The 15179-nt window shown below is 64.1% G+C and carries 19 protein-coding genes; 8 read left to right on the plus strand and 11 right to left on the minus strand.

Annotation, left to right across the window (positions count from 1 at the left end; all coding sequences use genetic code 11):
- The first annotated feature begins 78 nt into the window (after positions 1-78).
- Positions 79-900, plus strand: a complete 822-nt coding sequence (locus C8N44_RS20615) for an AraC family transcriptional regulator (protein WP_308421256.1) — start codon at positions 79-81, stop codon at positions 898-900.
- On the opposite strand, the gene C8N44_RS20620 is transcribed toward C8N44_RS20615, so the two are convergent.
- Positions 889-1482, minus strand: a complete 594-nt coding sequence (locus C8N44_RS20620; protein WP_107978647.1) for a LysE family translocator — start codon at positions 1480-1482, stop codon at positions 889-891. The two genes, C8N44_RS20615 and C8N44_RS20620, sit on opposite strands and share 12 nt — an antisense overlap.
- A 73-nt stretch (positions 1483-1555) precedes the next feature.
- On the opposite strand from C8N44_RS20620, the gene C8N44_RS20625 reads away from it, so the two are divergent.
- Entirely contained in the window at positions 1556-2008 is a 453-nt protein-coding gene (locus C8N44_RS20625; protein ID WP_107978648.1) for an Lrp/AsnC family transcriptional regulator, read from the plus strand.
- Between the two features lie 19 nt (positions 2009-2027).
- On the opposite strand, the gene C8N44_RS20630 is transcribed toward C8N44_RS20625, so the two are convergent.
- Positions 2028-2258 carry a hypothetical protein gene (locus C8N44_RS20630; protein ID WP_107978649.1) on the minus strand — a complete coding sequence of 77 codons (231 nt, stop codon included), beginning with the start codon at positions 2256-2258 and terminating at the stop codon, positions 2028-2030.
- Between the two features lie 208 nt (positions 2259-2466).
- Positions 2467-3426, minus strand: coding sequence for an L-malyl-CoA/beta-methylmalyl-CoA lyase (locus C8N44_RS20635; protein ID WP_107978650.1), 960 nt, complete (start codon positions 3424-3426; stop codon positions 2467-2469).
- 273 nt (positions 3427-3699) lie between these two features.
- On the opposite strand from C8N44_RS20635, the gene dgcN reads away from it, so the two are divergent.
- The 3 genes from dgcN (at position 3700) to C8N44_RS20650 (ending at position 6686) form a co-directional block, all read left to right on the plus strand.
- On the plus strand, positions 3700-4701 hold the full coding sequence (gene dgcN, locus C8N44_RS20640; RefSeq protein WP_107978651.1) for an N-acetyltransferase DgcN: 1002 nt from the start codon (positions 3700-3702) through the stop codon (positions 4699-4701).
- A gap of 103 nt (positions 4702-4804) precedes the next feature.
- On the plus strand, positions 4805-5770 hold the full coding sequence (gene dgcA / locus C8N44_RS20645; protein ID WP_107978652.1) for an N-acetyl-D-Glu racemase DgcA: 966 nt from the start codon (positions 4805-4807) through the stop codon (positions 5768-5770).
- A gap of 52 nt (positions 5771-5822) precedes the next feature.
- Positions 5823-6686: a D-amino-acid transaminase gene (locus tag C8N44_RS20650; protein WP_107978653.1), complete on the plus strand. Its 864-nt coding sequence runs from the start codon at positions 5823-5825 to the stop codon at positions 6684-6686.
- On the opposite strand, the gene C8N44_RS20655 is transcribed toward C8N44_RS20650, so the two are convergent.
- A complete protein-coding gene (locus C8N44_RS20655) occupies positions 6683-7909 on the minus strand; it encodes a TIGR03862 family flavoprotein (protein WP_107978654.1) in 1227 nt (408 codons plus the stop codon). The two genes, C8N44_RS20650 and C8N44_RS20655, sit on opposite strands and share 4 nt — an antisense overlap.
- Positions 7910-7928: 19 nt before the next feature.
- Between C8N44_RS20655 and C8N44_RS23925 the strand changes: the two genes are divergently transcribed.
- From C8N44_RS23925 to ybgC, 3 genes are all read left to right on the plus strand, one after another.
- Complete coding sequence (locus C8N44_RS23925; protein ID WP_107978655.1) at positions 7929-8225, plus strand: HNH endonuclease; 297 nt, start codon at positions 7929-7931, stop codon at positions 8223-8225.
- 534 nt (positions 8226-8759) lie between these two features.
- Positions 8760-9074: a response regulator transcription factor gene (locus C8N44_RS20670; protein ID WP_158274117.1), complete on the plus strand. Its 315-nt coding sequence runs from the start codon at positions 8760-8762 to the stop codon at positions 9072-9074.
- 66 nt (positions 9075-9140) lie between these two features.
- Complete coding sequence (gene ybgC / locus C8N44_RS20675; protein WP_107978658.1) at positions 9141-9527, plus strand: tol-pal system-associated acyl-CoA thioesterase; 387 nt, start codon at positions 9141-9143, stop codon at positions 9525-9527.
- A gap of 8 nt (positions 9528-9535) precedes the next feature.
- Here ybgC and C8N44_RS20680 read toward each other — a convergent pair whose 3' ends face one another.
- From C8N44_RS20680 to C8N44_RS20710, 7 genes are all read right to left on the minus strand, one after another.
- Positions 9536-10063, minus strand: coding sequence for a chemotaxis protein CheD (locus C8N44_RS20680; RefSeq protein WP_107978659.1), 528 nt, complete (start codon positions 10061-10063; stop codon positions 9536-9538).
- The gene (locus tag C8N44_RS20685) at positions 10060-11085 is read right to left on the minus strand and encodes a CheB methylesterase domain-containing protein (protein WP_107978660.1); all 1026 of its coding nucleotides are present in this window, start codon (positions 11083-11085) and stop codon (positions 10060-10062) included. Before C8N44_RS20685 ends, C8N44_RS20680 begins: the two co-directional genes overlap by 4 nt.
- 75 nt (positions 11086-11160) lie before the next feature.
- The gene (locus C8N44_RS20690; protein ID WP_146178887.1) at positions 11161-11508 is read right to left on the minus strand and encodes a hypothetical protein; all 348 of its coding nucleotides are present in this window, start codon (positions 11506-11508) and stop codon (positions 11161-11163) included.
- 14 nt (positions 11509-11522) lie between these two features.
- Complete coding sequence (locus C8N44_RS20695) at positions 11523-11909, minus strand: response regulator (RefSeq protein WP_107978662.1); 387 nt, start codon at positions 11907-11909, stop codon at positions 11523-11525.
- 9 nt (positions 11910-11918) lie between these two features.
- Entirely contained in the window at positions 11919-12794 is an 876-nt protein-coding gene (locus tag C8N44_RS20700; RefSeq protein WP_308421254.1) for a CheR family methyltransferase, read from the minus strand.
- On the minus strand, positions 12791-13261 hold the full coding sequence (locus tag C8N44_RS20705; RefSeq protein ID WP_107978664.1) for a chemotaxis protein CheW: 471 nt from the start codon (positions 13259-13261) through the stop codon (positions 12791-12793). The genes C8N44_RS20700 and C8N44_RS20705 overlap by 4 nt, the downstream gene beginning before the upstream one ends.
- Positions 13254-15128, minus strand: coding sequence for a chemotaxis protein CheA (locus tag C8N44_RS20710; RefSeq protein WP_244641161.1), 1875 nt, complete (start codon positions 15126-15128; stop codon positions 13254-13256). Before C8N44_RS20710 ends, C8N44_RS20705 begins: the two co-directional genes overlap by 8 nt.
- Between the last annotated feature and the right edge of the window lie 51 nt (positions 15129-15179).

Here is a 15179-nt window from a genome sequence, read left to right on the forward strand (position 1 = left end):
CGGTGTCGGCGATCGTGGACCCGCGAGAGCGAAGGAGGGGCCCATGGGCCAGGATTACGAGGGCCGCATCCGGCGGGTTTGCAGCACATCCACGACAACCCCGACGGGGACCTGTCGCTGGACGCGCTGGCCGAGGTTGCGGCGATGTCGCGGTTTCAATGGCACCGGGTGTTCCGGGCCATGACCGGCGAAACCTCGGCCCAGGCGGTGCGGCGCGTGCGGGCATTGCGCGCGGCGCAGTGGCTGGTTTCGACCGACTGGTCGGTGGAGCAGATCGCCGTGCGGGCAGGCTACGGCACCCTGCGCGGCTTCAACCGGAGCTTTCGCGAACTCTACGGCATGACCCCGTCCGCCTATCGCAGGGTGGGCAATCCAGGGGCCGTGCAGGTTTTGCTCAGGAGAGGAGGACGTGATATGCACGATGTGCGTATCGAGGAAAGACCGTCGCTGCGGCTGGCGGCGCTGGGCCATACCGGCCCCTACATCAAGGCCGGACGGACCTTCGAACAGGTCAGCGCGATCTTCACCGCGCGGGATCTCTGGCCGCAGGCGCGCGGCATGGTCGGGGTCTACTACGACGATCCCGGGTCGAAGCCCGAGGGGGAGCTGCGCGCCGACGCGGGCATCGTGGTGGAGCCGGGTTTTCCGATCCCCGATGGGCTGCACGAGGTGTTGCTCGACCGTGGCCCCTGCGCGGTGCTGCGCTTCAAGGGGCCGTATTCGGAGCTGCACACCGCCTATGACTACCTCTACGGCGAATGGCTGCCGCAGTCGGGGCGCGAGCCGGCCGAACGGCCACCCTACGAGGTCTACCTCAACACCCCCAGGGACGTGGCACCGCAGGATCTGCTGACCGAGATCTGCGCCCCGCTGGTGCCTGTCGCCGTGTCAGCCGAGTAGCGCGGGCAGCAGCGAGGCCAGCAGCAGCGTCGCCATGGTGTAGTTGAAGACGCGCAGCCGCGTGCCGTTGGTCAGGAGGCGGCGCAGTTGCTGGCCGGCGACCGTCCAGGCGCTGGTCGAGATGACCGAGGCCGCGATGTAGGTGCCTGCCACCCAGAGGACGGAGGTCAGGTCGCGGCTGGCGGCATAGAGCGTGATCGCCCCAAGCCCCATGGTCCAGGCCTTGGGGTTCACCCATTGGAAGGCCGCTGCCTGGAGAAAGCTCAGCGGTGTGCCGGTGGCCTTCGCCTCGCCCGGGGGCGCGGCGCGGGCCACCTTCCAGGCCAGCCATCCAAGGTAGAGCACCGAGAGCGCCAGGAGGATGGTCCGCAAGAGAGGCCAGGCCTCGAAAAGGCGCATGACCCCGAGCCCGACGAGCAGGATCATGGCCGGGAAGCCGAGCGCGATGCCCAGCATGTGGGGCAGGGTCCGGCGGAAGCCGAAGTTCGCGCCCGAGGCCATGAGCATCACGTTATTCGGGCCCGGCGTGCAGGTGGTCGCGAGGGCAAAGGCCGCGAGGCCGAAGAAGAGATCCGGTGTCATGACGCAATGATTGCCCTGTCCGCGGCGGTGACGGATTGCGAAGTGCGGTCTGTTGTCGCTAAATCTGCAATCAATGGGCAATCTCGACGACATAGACCGCAGAATATTGCGCGTGCTGTCCGGCGATGGGCGGATCAGCAACCTTGCGCTGGCCGAGAAGGTGGGGCTTTCGCCCTCGGCCTGCCTGCGCCGCGTGTCGGCGCTGGAGCGCGAGGGCGTCATCCGGGGATACCGCGCGGTGCTTAGCCCCGAGCGTACCGGTGTGGGCTTCATCGCCTACGTCACGGTGGGGCTGAACCTGCACACCAAGAGCGCGCAGGCGGCGTTCGAGCGGGCCATGCAAGCCGCGCCCGAGGTGCGGGAGTGCCACAACATCACGGGCGCGCTGGAATACATCCTGCGGGTCGAGGCGGCGGACCTTGCCGCCTACAAGCACTTCCATACCGAGGTGCTGGGCACGCTGCCGCAGGTAAACGCGATCACGTCCTATGTCGTCATGGGGTCTCCAAAGGACGAGCGGGCCTGACCGCGCCGGTGCGGGACGGTCAGGTCGTGCTCTTGGCCTTTCGCGCGGCCTTGCGCTTGGCGGACTTTTCCGCCGCGGCGGCCTTGGCGCGTTCTTCGGCATCGCGCTCGAGACGCGCGGCGCGCAGGCGTTCGGTCTTTTCCTGCCGTGCCGAGGTCTCGCGGTCGATGATCTCGGTTGCGGCGGCGTGGGTCTGATCGGCGCGGGTTTCGGCCTTGGACGGGCCCGGCACGGATTTCTTCGCGGTCATGTGGTCTCCTGAAGGACTATCTCCGGCCACAGGCTGCGGCCGGATGCGGGACCGGATCGCGAACGGTCCGGGGAAGGCGGTCTGTGGTGGACGCTTGGGGCCTTGCCGTCGGTCTACGGTGTCGGGCCGAGTCCCCCCTTCTGCCTTTATTTCCTAAAATGGGCGCTGGCGGGCCGGGATGCAATGACCGGCGACGCCGTGGCCCCGGCTACTGCGCCGCGATCATGTCGGCGTTGCGCACGATGACTTCGGCCTGCTTGATCGAGGCGATGTCCACGAGCCGGCCCTTGTAGACGGTGGCACCTTCGCCGCGGGCGCGGGCGTCCTCCATCGCGGCGAGGATCTCGCGCGCTTCGGTCACGGCCTCGTCCGAGGGGGTGAAGACCTCATTGCTGAGCGCGACCTGCTTGGGGTGGATGGCCCATTTGCCGACCATGCCGAGCACCGCCGAGCGGCGGGCCTGCGCGCGGAAGCCGTCGTCATCGGAGAAGTCTCCGAAGGGGCCGTCCACGGGCAGGACGCCATGCGTGCGGCAGGCCGCGACGATGGCCGCCTGCGCCCAGTGCCAGGGGTCGGACCAGTGCTTCTGGCCTTCGTGCAGCATGTAGTAGGGTTCCTGCGTGCCGCCGATGCCGGTGGTCGCCATGCCCATGGAGGCGGCGAAGTCCGCGGCGCCGAGGCTCATGGCCTCGAGCCGGGGGCTGGCGGCGGCGATCTCCTCGACATGGGCGATGCCGGCGGCGGATTCGATGATGACCTCGAACTTCACGGGCTTGGTGCGGCCCGTGGCGCGTTCCACGGCGGTGGCGAGCGCATCGACGGCGTAGATGTCGGCGGCGTTGCCGACCTTGGGGATCATGATGCGGTCGATCCGCTCGGAGGCCTGTTCGAGGATTTCGACCACGTCGCGGTACCAGTAGGGCGTGTCGAGCCCGTTGATGCGCACCGAGAGCGTCTTGCGGCCCCAGTCGACGTCGCCAATGGCCTGGATGATGTTTGCGCGCGCGGCGGGCTTGTCGTCGGGCGAGACCGAATCCTCGAGGTCGAGGTTGATGACATCGGCGGCGCTGGCTGCCATCTTCTCGAAGATGGCGGGGCGCGAGCCCGGGCCGAAGAGCTGGCAGCGGTTCGGGCAGGCGGGGGCCGCGGGCTGGATGCGGAAGCTCATGTGGGCGCCTTTCGGTAACGAAGTTGCGTTATGATCTGCGGTTTGGGTTATTAAATTACCGCGCGCTTCGCAAGCCTGCTTTCGCGCCTGCGGCATGTTTTGGCCCGCCGTCTGCCGCGGTGCAGCGGGTGTTGTGCACGATCCTTCGACACTGGCGGGCACCATGGGCGATTTTCGGGCGTTACACCCGTGAAATCCGCGGGAATTCGGATAACGTCCCGCCGAGACGCTGGCATGATGCCGCGAAAATCAATGACTCCGGGGAGGCCTTCCATGATCGAGACACCCTATCTGCTGTTCCTGGGCGACGCGCCCGACGCCCTTGCCGCCAAGGTGGCGCAGGGTATCAAGGACTGGAGACCCGACAACTGTGTCGGACAATTCCGCATGGAAGGCTGCAAGGCCGACCTCAAGCTGCCCGACATGGACCTTGCCGAAGCCAAGGCAGCCGGCGCCAAGACGCTGGTGATCGGCGTGGCGAACCGCGGCGGCGTGATCTCGAAGGCTTGGAAAAAGGTGCTGATCGCAGCGCTGGAAGAGGGCTTCGACCTCGCCTCGGGGCTGCACAATCTGCTGCGCGACGAGCCCGACCTCGTCGCCGTGGCCGAGGCCACGGGCCGGTCGCTGCACGACGTGCGCGTGCCCGAGGTCGATTATCCGATCGCCAATGGCGAGCCGCGCAAGGGCAAGCGGGTGCTGGCCGTAGGCACCGATTGCTCCGTCGGCAAGATGTACACCGCGCTCGCGCTCGATGCGTCGCTGAAGAAAAAGGGCCTCAAGTCCAGCTTCCGCGCCACCGGCCAGACCGGCATCCTGATCACCGGCGAGGGCGTGCCGCTCGACGCGGTGATCGCCGACTTCATGGCCGGCAGTATCGAATGGCTGACGCCGGACAACGACGAGGACCACTGGGACGTGATCGAGGGACAGGGCAGCCTGTTCCATGTGAGCTACTCCGGCGTGACGCTGGCGCTGATCCATGGGGGCCAGCCCGATGCGCTGATCCTCTGCCACGAACCGACCCGCAGCCACATGCGCGGCCTGCCAGGCTACACGCTGCCCTCGCTCGAGGACCTGCGCGACATGGCGCTGGCGCTGGCCAAGGTCGCCAATCCCGCTTGCAAGGTCGTCGGCATTTCGATCAATACCCAGCACATGAGCGATGCCGAGGCCACGCGCTATTGCGAAGAGGTCGAAGCGCGGCTCGGTTTCCCGACGGTTGACCCGTTCCGCCATGGGGCCGACCGGCTAGCCGACGCGCTGGCCGAGGTCTGAGCGACAACGGGGTGACGCCGGGCCTTGGGCCGGGACAGTCGCCCCGACCGCCCTCGCGCGACGGCGCAGGGCAGACTGGAACTGACAAAAGGCAGAAACAGGCATGAGCATCGAAGTCACGCGGGATGTTTTCCGACTGGCGCAGGCCTTCACCATCAGCCGGGGATCGCGCACCGAGGCGCAGGTCATCCGGGTGCGGATCACCCGCGACGGGGTGACGGGGCAGGGGGAATGTGTACCCTACGCGCGCTACGACGAGACGCTCGACAGCGTGAGTGCCGAGATCGAGAGCTTGCCCGACGACGCGACCCGCGAGGCGCTGCAAGAGCTCCTGCCGGCGGGCGCCGCGCGCAACGCGGTCGACTGCGCGCTCTGGGATCTCGAGGCCAAGCAGTCGGGCAAGCGGGCCTGGCAACTGGCGGGCCTGCCCATGCCGGGACCCGAAATTACCGCCTATACCCTTTCGCTCGACACGCCCGAGGCCATGCGAGCCCAGGCAGAAACGCACGCCGCGCGGCCGCTGCTCAAGGTCAAGCTTGGTACCTCGGACGACCTTGGAAGGCTTGAGGCCGTGCGGGCTGGCGCGCCCGACACGACGATCATCGTCGATGCCAACGAGGGCTGGAGCGCGCAGGACTACGCGGATCTTGCCCCGCATCTGAAACGGCTGGGCGTGGCCATGGTCGAACAACCGCTGCCCGCCGGCGACGACGAGGCACTGCGCGACATGGAGCGCCCGGTGCCGGTCTGCGCCGACGAAAGCTGCCATGACCGCGCAAGCCTGGCCGATCTCGCCGGGAAGTACGACCTCGTGAACATCAAGCTCGACAAGACCGGCGGTCTGACCGAGGCGCTTCTGCTTCGCGAAGAAGCCACGGTTCAGGGCTACGGCATCTTTGTCGGCTGCATGGTGGGGTCGTCTCTGGCCATGGCTCCGGCGGTGCTGCTGGCTCAGGGCGCGGCCTTCACCGATCTTGACGGACCGCTGCTTCTGGCCGAGGACCGCGAGCAACCGCTGATCTATGATGAGCTTGGCGTTCACCCGTCCGAGCCCGAACTCTGGGGCTGAGGCCCCGACGGCCTGTGCCCGGGGTGCAGGCGCCAAATGCAGGAGAACCGAGATGACCCGCACCGTCTATGTGAACGGCGAATACCTTCCCGAGACCGAAGCCAAGGTTTCGATCTTTGATCGCGCCTTCCTGATGGCGGACGGGGTCTACGAGGTAACGAGCGTGCTGGGTGGCAAGCTGATCGACTTCGAGGGGCACGCCGTGCGCCTGGAGCGCAGTCTCGGCGAGCTCGACATGAAGATGCCGATGAGCCGGGAGGCCCTGCTGGAGGTCCATCGTGAGCTGGTGCGCACGAACGAGATCACCGACGGTCTCATCTACCTGCAGGTGACGCGTGGCGCGCCCGGTGATCGCGATTTCCTCTTTCCCGACCCCGAGACCACCGAGCCCACGGTCGTGCTGTTCACCCAGTCGAAGCCGGGCCTTGCAAACTCGCCGGTGGCCAAGACCGGCATTCGGGTGATCTCGATCGACGACCTGCGCTGGGGACGTCGCGACATAAAGACCGTGCAGCTGCTTTACCCCTCCATGGGCAAGATGATGGCGCAGAAGGCCGGCGCGGATGACGCCTGGATGGTCATGGATGGCAAGGTGACCGAGGGTACGAGCAACAACGCCTACATCATCAAGGACGGCAAGATCGTCACCCGCGAACTGTCCACCGACATTCTGCATGGTATCACGAGGGCCGCGGTGCTGCGCTTTGCCCGCGAGGCGCAGATGGAGGTCGAGGAGCGATCCTTTACCATCGAAGAGGCGCAGCAGGCCGAAGAGGCGTTCATTACTTCAGCCTCGTCCTTTGTCATGCCCGTCGTGCAAATCGATGGTACCAAGATCGGCGATGGCAAGCCGGGCGCGCGTACCGCCCGTCTGCGCGAGATCTACCTTGATGAGAGCCTCAAGAAGGCTGTCTAAGCGCCCTTCTCGAGCCAGCCTGCCGCGTGACGACCGGCCCAGAAGCCGGTCGCCAGACAGGCGGTGAGCAGATAGCCCCCGGTCGGGGCCTCCCAGTCCAGCATCTCGCCGGCGCAGAAGGTGCCAGGGCGTGCCCGCAGCATGAGCCCGGTGTCCAGGCTGTCGAAGGGTACGCCGCCGGCGGTCGAAATGGGCTCGTCCATGGGACGAGGCCCGTCGTGCGGGATCGGAAGCGCCTTGAGCAGACGGGCGAGTGCCCCCGGGTCGGTCGGCAGCGGCCGGGCAAACTCCATCATCAGGGCTTGCACCTGCGGTGATAGCTTCAATGTCTTGCGCAGGTGGTTCGAAAGGCTCTGCTTGCCACGAGGCTTCTCGATCCGCTTCGTCAGGCTGGAAGTGTCAAGATCGGGGAATAGGTCGATCGCCAGCGTTGCGCCGTCGCGCAGCGCGGGCGTGAGCGGGTACAGGCCGCCGCCTTCGAGGCCGTGCGCAGAAAGCGTGACTTCGCCACGGCTTGTGAGGGTCCCTGCGCTGAGACGGATATTTTTCAACGGCCTGCCCAGGTGCGGCGTCATGTGACCGGACCAATGGATTGTCAGCCCGGCGTTGGATGGGGCGAATGGGGCCACCGAGAGGCCTGCTGACGCGAAATGGTCGGCCCAGCGGCCATCCGAGCCAAGGCGGGCCCAGCTTGCGCCGCCGAGCGCCAGAACGGTGGCGCGCGGAGTGACGGGCTGCCTTCCCTCGGGCGTGGTGAAGAGAGACGCCTGATTTTCCCACCCTTCCCAGCGCCAGCGCGTGCGCCGCCTGAGACCCATCGCGTCCAGCCGTGCCAGCCAGGCCCGCAACAGGGGTGAGCCTTTCATGGCCACGGGAAAGAGACGCCCGGTTGAGCCGACGAAGGTGTCCTGCCCCAGCCCCTCTGCCCAGTCGCGCACCTCCTCCGGTCCGAAGGTGTCGAGCATGGGGGAGAGCGCTGCGCTACCCGATCCGTAGGCGCTGCGGAATGTTTCGTCCGCCTCGATCTTGGTGAGGTTCAGGCCGGATTTTCCGGCCATCAGGAACTTGCGGGCGGGAGAAGGCTTGGCCTCTGCCAATAGCACGGGATACCCGCGCGAAAGCAGGGCATCGGCTGCCATCAGGCCCGCCGGGCCGGCCCCCACAACGAGAACCTCTTCGGTTTTGTTCTGTTCATCCAACGCGCTAGTCTTGCGCGGTGTCATGCCGCGTGGAGGCGATGCCATGCCCGATCCGATCTGTCCCCTCTACGGCCGGCCCATCCCGCCGGAGGCGCCGCAGAGCCTGCATCACCTGATCCCGAAGCTGAAGGGCGGCAAGGGTGGTCCGGTCGTGTTGCTTCATCAAATCTGTCATAGTGAAATACATGCTACGTTGACAGAGGGGGAGCTCGCCCGGGACTATCATACGGTTGAGGCCCTGAGGTCTCATCCGCACCTTGGCAGGTTCATCGGATGGGTTTCCAAACGTCCCCCGGCCTTCCACAGTAGGACAGCAGGGAAGGGCCGTCGGAAGCGCTAGGGACCATAAGGATGTGCGGCACGGCGGAGTAGCGTGCGGCAATGTTGTCAGCTGGGGTGGGCTCAACTTATCTTCGATGAATGCCGGCATGTCCGGCGCGACGGGTCGATTGTCGGAAGGACCTGGCCGATGAAGTTCGATGAGCTGCTGGATGCGGCGGTTCAGGCGAGGGGCCCGGATGATCTCTGGGACCGCGCAACTCACTATTTCGCGTCGCATGCCGCTGATGCTGTCCTCTATGTCCAGTATGTGCCACAGCCCTGCTCAGTCAGGATCCCCGTCACTGCGCAGTTGGGGAGCCGGTGCGCTGCCCGCAGAGCGCTACGAGAGCCAGGCGCTGTGGCAGTGTGATCCCCTTCCCTATCGTTCGGCGGACTGGATGTCGTCTGCGCCATCTTCGGGCTTCGGGTTGATCTCGGCTCGGCATTCGGCGTTTCTCGACCTTCTCTGGCCCAATCACACGGGCGCGGCAATGATCGTGCCGGTGTTTGGTCCCGGGCTTCGGCACGGCTTTGCCATGGACTTCAATCCGGCTTGTCCTCCTCGGTTTCCTGTGCCCGGAAGCTGCAGGTCGGGGGGCAGATCCTCCACCAGTTTTACGTCAGGCTGCTCCGCGCGCCAGAGACCGACAGGCCCGCCCTCTCGGCACGGGAGCGGGAGGTCCTGAGCTGGCTGGTGCACGGCAAGTCCAACGCCGAGATTGCGACAATCCTCGGGCTCTCGGCCCATACGGTGGATACCCTGATGCGTCGCCTCTACGAGCAGCTCGACTGCAATGACAGGACCACTGCAGCTGTCATGGCGGTCGGCCATGGATTGATTTCCGCCGATGGTCCGACATCGTCCTGACTGACGTTGCATCACCTCGCCTCGACGCTTACGGTCCGCGCGCTGCGGGACGACCGGGGGACAGGGATGAGGCACGTCTTTAGCGTACGCGTGTATTACGAGGACACCGATATGGGCGGCCTCGTGTATCATGCCAACTATCTCAAATACATCGAACGCGCGCGATCTGACTGGGTTCGTGAACAGGGGCTCGACCAGAACGCGATGCGCGAACAGGGCCTGATCTTCGTCGTGCGACGGGTCGAAGCGGATTACCTCGCCCCAGCGCGCTATGATGACCTTCTCGAAGTGCGCACCAGCGTGAAGTCCGTGACCGGCGCGCGGCTCGTTATGACGCAGGAGGTGATGCTCGAGGGCAAGATCCTGTTCCGCGCCGAAGTTACGGCGGTCTGTACGTCGTTGCAGGGGCAGCCTGCACGATTGCCGCCGCAGCTCCGGCAAAAGCTCCACTAGCGCAGACGTCAGAAAAGCGTGACGTCGCTCGCGATCGGCGGTTTGGGCGGTGCGACGATCGGCGCGACTTCGGCCACATCGCCTGCCACGAGCAATTGCTTCGCACGACCCGTCACGGGCGAGAAGCGAACCCTCCTTGCGGAGGTGCCACCAAGGCTTTCGCCGAGTATGGGAATGCTCTCGTTGGCCAGGAATTCATGCGCAAAGCGGGCGTTTGACGTGCCGATGTCGCCTAGGTTCGACATCATCTTGGCGCCCCCGAAAAGCTTGGCCCTTAGTCGGGATCGTTGCGCGCCTTGTTTGAGGAGACCGTTGATGAGCAATTCCATCGAGTAGGCACCGTAGCGCTCGTTGGCGCCGTCCTTGCCCGCGCGGCTTGGCAGAAGAAAGTGGTTCATTCCGCCGATCCGCCGCTCGAGATCGCAAAGGCAGACGGCCACGCAGGAGCCCAGAACCGTCGAGAAGATCACGGCGGGATCGTCAGAGATCCGATATTCTCCCTGGATGACGGTGACGACTTTTTCCGATCCGCTCATGTGTTCATCCTCCGGGAAGCGCCAGCCTCGCTCCGGCAGGCCCGCAAGAGTGCCGGGCCGATTTGCTGAAGAGGCAGGCTCGATTGCGCGGCGCCGAGTTCGCAAGCCGCCCGGGGCATGCCATAGACCACGGAGGTCGCCTCATCCTGGGCCATCGTTATCGCGCCGCGGTCGGACAGCGCCTTCATGCCCTGTGCCCCGTCGCGCCCCATTCCGGTTAGGATTGCGGCTACAACCCGGCGCGCAATCGGTAGAGCCGATTCAAAGAGCGCATCGACCGAGGGCATGTGCCCGTTCACTGGGGCACCGGGTGACAGCCCGGCGGAAGGAGCGCCATTCGCGGCCAGCGTGAGATGCGCCTTGGTCCCTGCGGCGACGACAATTCTGCCGGGAGCAAGAGGGTGGTTCTCCGCCGCCAGCGTGACGTCGGCTGCGCACTGCCGGTCGAGCAGGCGTACGAGACTTATCCCGAAGCCACCGCCGGTGTGCTGGACGATCAGCGTCGGAGGGCAGTTCGCGGGGAAGGCCGAAAGCACGTTCATCAACGCGTCGACGCCGCCGGTCGAGGAGCCAATGAGGATCAGCTTGCCGTTGCTCGGGGCCGATGCGGCTGCAGGTGCGGTGGCAACGGGCCGAGGGCTCGACTGTCGGCTGCTGCGCGTCACCTCGCGGATGCGCTGCGCAAGCTCGCCGGGCGAGCTTTGGGCCGAGACGGCGAAGAGCCCGGATTTCTGCAGGCTGCCCGCCGAGGGACGCGCGGCGCCCGCGCCGCCGGATATGATCAGCCATCTTACGTCTAAGGCTGAGAAGAGCCCACGCATGACCTCGAATTCAGGTTGGGCGGCAAGTCGATCGTCGATCAGAACGGCGGAGGGCGTCCGGGACTCGACCTCATTGTAGGTGTTCATCAGGTCATGCGTCACGGCCAGCACTTGCATGTCCGGCTCGCGCTGGAGGGCCGACGACAACCGTTCGCGCTGGCTGGCATCGGGGACGGCAATCAAAAGGGAAATCCTGTTCACGACCTGCGTACTCCTCGTTCCTTGCCTATGTTCCGAGCGTGCTGTTGGATCACGCTGCGAGGCGGTCATCCCTGATCAGAAGAGTTCGGGAGACCCTCCTTGGGCATGGGGTTGCGACGTGCCCGAAAGGCGCAGCGCCATGTCGCGCAACGGCATCTTGCTCAGCGCCTCGATAGCTGAGAACGTGCGATCTTCCGGCATGTCCTCGGCGACGGCGTCCATGAAGCTCGCGAGGGCGACCGAGGATTGGACAAGGATATCGACCTGTTGAAGTGCTGCCACGGCATTGCCGGCCAGTGCCTTGTCGCCACTTGCACAGATGTCCGAGAGCCCATCCTCGAGCGAATGCAGCCGATCACGCATCAGTCGCAGTTCCTCGGCCACCCGTTGGGTGGCCGTTCGTGCAGTGGTTGAAGCGGCCATGTGGAACCGATCATTCATAGGCGGCCTACCACGCTCTCGATACATTGCTTCATGGAGTCGGAGGTGAAGGGTTTCTTGATCATATTGTTGAGGCCGAGCTTTTTGGCCTCCGCCACAATCTCAGGCGTTGGTTTGCCGGTGACGAGTATGAATCCGATCTTCTGGGTGGCGGGATTGGTTCTAACGGCTTTGAGCAGACCAAGACCGTCCATGCCGGGCATATTGTAGTCAGAGAGAACCAAGTGTACTGGAGTGGCGGCGAGACGGCTGAAAGCCTTTTTGCCATCGTTTTCCGTGACGTAGTTCTTGATGCCGATCTCGTCGAGGGCCTGGGTGATCAGGCCGCGGCTGGTGGCCATGTCGTCCACGACCATGATGCGTAGATTGTCTTTCAAGCCCATCCTGAACTCCTAGTTCTTACCGGTGGCGGCTGCGCCTTGGCACTTTCTGTAGCTGGTTACGCCCGCCGTGCTGAGTATGCCGGCAGCTGGTCCGGACACCCGCTCGGAGTGCCCAATGAAGAGGATTCCCTCTTGCCGAAGCTTTTCGGTTAGCGCTTTCCAAAGTCCCTGTTGGGTTTCCTGATCGAAGTAGATCGCGACGTTGCGGCAGAAGATCGCATCAAACGGACCGTGAAAGGGCCAGGGCGAAATGAGGTTCAATTCGCCGAAAGTGATGAGGTCCTTGGCTTCTTCGATCATCTCGAAATGATCAGGGCCACTGGCGCGGGTCCATTTTCGGCGAAAGCCTTCTGGGATGCCCGCGAGTTCGTCGGCGTGGTAGCGTCCCTCGCGCGCACGGCGGACGATGGCTGGGTCGATGTCGGTGGCAAGGATCCGAACGTTGAGTTTCGATGCTTCCGGCAGACAATCGAGGACGGTCATTGCGATGGAATAGGCTTCCTGCCCGGAGGAGCACGCCGAGGACCAGAGCCGCACCCGGCCTCCGGCGCGGGCGGTCTTCGAGAGCTCGGGCATGAGTTCCTCACGCAGTGTGTGGAAATGGTGGCTTTCCCTGAAGAAGCTGGTGACGTTCGTGGTGAGAGCTGAGATCAATTCGAGCTTCTCGGCATCTTCTCCGGGTTGAGTCAGCAGCTTGAGGTACGCGGAAAAGCCGTCGACATTACGGGCCTTCAAGCGCTTGGAAAGCCGCGAAAAGACAAGGGGTTTCTTGCTTTCGGCAAGACTGAGCCCGAACTCGCTACGCGCGAGCGCGGCGAGTTGGCGGAATTCTGCGTCACTGAATCCCGCAGCCTCGGAAGCCACTTTGTCGGGGGCGGTTGTCACAATACGGTTCCTGTGTCTTCGTCGAGTACTGCGTCGAGATTGACCACGCGTACCATCGCGTCGTCGACGGAGATCACGCCGAGAATGCTGTGCTTAGTTGCTTCGGACTTGATGTCAGGAGTCTCTTGGATCGAGTCTTTCTCGACCGAAAGAATTTCTGAGACGGATTCTACCAGAAGCCCGATTGTGGTCGATCCGGACGCGGCGACGATCACGACGTTCCGCTCGTTCTCGGCTGTGCGGCCGAGACCGAAGCGAGACGCGAGATCGAAGATCGGGATAACTGCGCCGCGCAGATTCATGACCCCAAGTACGTCTGGGGGAGTATGAGGCAGCTTCGTTACCGGAGCCCAGCGACGGATCTCGCGAATTTGGGTGATCTCTAGACAGAAGCTCTGCCCGCCGGCCGAGAAGGTGATAAACTCGAAATGCGTCATCGACGCGGAATCGCCACTGTTATCAAGCATCGAAAAGCTCCATATCTGCCGGGCCCACGGACATCATCGGCGCTGAGGGGGTCAGCCGGACCAGTTCTTCGGGATCTAGAATGAGGGCGATCTTGCCATCGCCGAGGATGGTCGCGGCCGAGACACCGGCGATCGCGCCGTAGTTGCTTTCAAGGCTCTTGATGACCACTTGTCTCTGGTCGTGGATCGCCTCGACCTTGAGTGCGATCAGGCCCTGGGTTTCGGTCGACACCAGCAGCAGGATCCCGTGGCCGCCTTGGTTTTCGTCGGTGGGCAGGCCGAGATTGCTGGCCACGTTGACGATCGGTACATAGGAACCGCGGATCTGGATCACTTTGCTGCGTGTCCCTAGGACATGGATGTCGCGCTCACTGGGTCGGATCGTCTCAAGGATCGACGCGATCGGGATCACCATGGTCTGATCGGCAACGGAAATGACAAAGCCGTCCATGACCGCGAGGGTCAAAGGGAGAATGATCGTGAAGGTCGTGCCCGCCGCTGGTGCGGATGTGATCGAAACGCGTCCGCCGAGTGCCTGAACCGCGTTTTTCACGACATCCATGCCTACGCCGCGCCCCGAGAGGTTGGATACGGTGCTGGCCGTGGAGAAGCCCGGAAGGAACAGAAGATTGTCGATTTCGGGCTCGGAAAGCTCGGTTTCGGGCGCCACGAGTCCCTTTTCGATTGCCTTTGCGAGTATTCTCTCCCGATTGAGGCCTGCGCCATCATCGGCGATCTCGATGAAGACGCTGCCAGAACGGTGCGAGGCTGACAGCCGGATTGTTCCTACGAGATCTTTGCCCTGTGCCTTGCGATCGTCGGGCTTTTCGAGGCCGTGGTCGACGGCGTTTCTCACCATGTGAGTGAGTGGATCTGCGAGACGCTCGATGACTGTCTTGTCGACCTCGGTCGAGTCGCCGACGGTCACGAGTTTCGAGCGCTTGCCAGTTGCCTCGGAGGCCTCGCGGACGATGCGTGACATGCGCTGGAACAGCGGCTTTACCGGCTGCGCACGGATTGCCATGACACCTTCCTGGATATCCCGTGCCAGAAGCTTGTAGGCTTCGAGCTCGTTTGTCAGATGCGCGCCGGTGGGTAGATCGAGTTCCTCGATCCGCTGAGAGATCATCGCCTGGTTGATGATGAGCTCCCCCACCGTGTTGATGAGCCGATCGACTCGATCAAGATCGACGCGCAGCGTCGGTTTCGGGCCGCGCGGCTCTTTTTCGCTTTCGCTGCCCTTGCCTGATGCCAGTTCCGGGTGATTGTCGTCGGAGGCAGGGGCGTCGACCGATGACTGGGGGAGCTCAGGGAGCGTTTCGGGATCACTAACCGGCTCCTGCGCCGGCTCGTCCAAAGGGAGAGAGGCGACGGGCGCCTCCTCGCCATCGACTTCCTCAACTGAAATGTCGATCTCGCAAAGCGCATCCACGAATTCGAAGATCTCGTGCAGCGTTGTCTCGCTCTCGGTCGTATACAGGATAATGGTCCAGCTCATGACGGCGTCGAGGGGATCGAAATCGTCGAAGCCCGGAAGATCGTCGTGATGGGCCGCAACTTCGAGTGGCCCGAGTTCGGCGAGGGCATCGAAGATCAGCAGTGGTTCATGCCCGTTGGCGTACATCTCGCGTGACGGTTTGAAGCTGATCGTGAAGCGTCGTTGCGCGTTTTCGTCGAGCGGTGCAGGCAGGATCTCCTCCGCACCGCCGCCGGCATCTTCGGGGAAATCCAGCGTGAGGGCGTCGAAACTGAAGTCGTCGTCCTTGTCGTTTTCGCCCAGATAAGATTCGAGGTCGCGAAGGACTGCGGTCTCGACCTCGTCGGGCTTTGATGCTGTAACCGCCCCCCGACGGCATCGCTGTGCCAAGGTGGGATCGCAACAATCCTTAATGGGAGGCGGTCATGTCAAAGATTACCA

The organism is Allosediminivita pacifica, from assembly GCF_003054175.1.
Lineage (GTDB): Bacteria > Pseudomonadota > Alphaproteobacteria > Rhodobacterales > Rhodobacteraceae > Allosediminivita > Allosediminivita pacifica.